2 protein-coding genes are annotated in these 1,507 nt (G+C 57.7%); both read left to right on the forward strand.

All coding sequences use genetic code 11. The features are described 5' to 3' along the window. Positions 1 to 105 precede the first annotated feature (105 nt). Positions 106 to 1,032: an SDR family NAD(P)-dependent oxidoreductase gene (locus tag AAF739_18160; protein MEM6384591.1), complete on the forward strand. Its 927-nt coding sequence runs from the start codon at positions 106 to 108 to the stop codon at positions 1,030 to 1,032. Positions 1,033 to 1,411: 379 nt separating this feature from the next. Next, on the forward strand, positions 1,412 to 1,507 hold a 96-nt coding region (locus AAF739_18165; GenBank protein ID MEM6384592.1), incomplete at its 3' end, for a cobalamin-binding protein.

Below are 1,507 nucleotides of genomic sequence, written 5' to 3' on the forward strand. Positions count from 1 at the left end.
ACGTTCACGATTTTCCATTGGCGACATATTGACATTTGAACGCCAAATGTCAATTTAGACAAAACGACATCATTTGTCATATCGCTTGGAGTGAAGGAGATCCCCATGGCCGACAGAACAGCATTCAATAAAGACACGACCACCGAGGACGTGCTTGAGGGCATCGACCTTACCGGAAAGACGGTGGTGATCACCGGGGGCACGAGCGGCCTTGGCCAGGAAAGCGCGCGGTCGATGGCGGCCAAAGGCGCTAAAGTCATCATAACCGGCCGCAATATGGAAAAGGCGCAAGCCGTCGCCGATCAGATCGACGGTGATGTGAGCGTTGAAGAGCTCGAACTAGGCTCCTTCGCCTCGATCCGCGCCTTTGCCGAACGCATGCTGGAGAAGCATCCGAAGATCGACATCCTCATCAACAACGCCGGTGTCATGGCGAGTCCCTATATGGAGACGACGGATGGCTTCGAGCTGCAATTCGGCTCCAACCACCTTGGCCATTTCCTGATGACGACGCTTTTGATGCCTGCGTTTGGAGAAGGGAGCCGCGTCGTGGCGCTCAGCTCCTCCGCGCACCATTTCGCGCCGGTGATGTTCGACGATATCGGCTTCAAATCAAAAGACTACGACAAATGGGCAGCCTACGGTCAGTCAAAATCGGCAAACGCGCTTTTCGCCGTGGGTCTCAACAAACGTCTGGCGGAAAAGGGGGCTGAAGCCTTCTCAGTTCATCCCGGTGTCATCCAGACAGAGCTGGCCCGCCACATGACTGAAGAGGACGTGGCGATGTTCGCCAGTGGGATTGAGTCTGGGGCAATCCCGATGAAGACAGTCCCGCAAGGGGCCGCAACCCAGGTCTACGCGGCAACGGCTCCCGAGCTTGCGGGCAAGGGCGGCGCCTACCTCGCCGATGTTCAGATCGCGCCGATTGAGGCGGACACAGAAGACATGAGCAAAGCCCGCCCCTACGCCATCGAACCAGATGCCGCCGAAAGGCTATGGACCGTGTCGGAAGAGATGGTTGGCACTGTCTAAGCGACTGACGCCACGCTCATAAAATCAGGCTGCCGCAGTGATCATGCGGCAGCCTATCCGCCGCTAATGGTCCTGGGTCTCAAAGTCGCGCGCGCGGCACCCACACGCAAGATAGCTGCTTGATACAAGCCATCAGTTCCCGCTCACTAACGGAAGCAGGAGGCCGCTGGTCCCCACGATGGATTGCTTTATGCAGCCCCTCGCCCCCCAAGGACGCCTTCCGCAAACTCTGTCTTTGGTCGTGCGCCCTAATCACATCTTGCAAACAGAAAACCGTTCGTCGGCCAGGAGGCATGATCGAACAAAACCAGGTGCAGCGTCTGACGATCGCGGGTTAACCTTCGAGCGGATGCATGCCGCATCGAAGCAGGCGAGCTGTATGAGAACATTTCCCCCAGAACGCGTCGTGTGCCTGACCGAGGAAACGGTTGAGACCCTCTATCTGCTCGGCGAGGAGGAGCGCATTGTCGGGGTG

The sequence above is a fragment of the Pseudomonadota bacterium genome, assembly GCA_039024915.1.
Classification (GTDB): domain Bacteria; phylum Pseudomonadota; class Alphaproteobacteria; order Rhizobiales; family MH13; genus MH13.

Bases quoted from the DNA above. Each gene is read 5' to 3' on its own strand.
- AAF739_18160 (MEM6384591.1), top strand. From the start codon at position 106: ATGGCCGACAGAACAGCATTCAATAAAGACACGACCACCGAGGACGTG.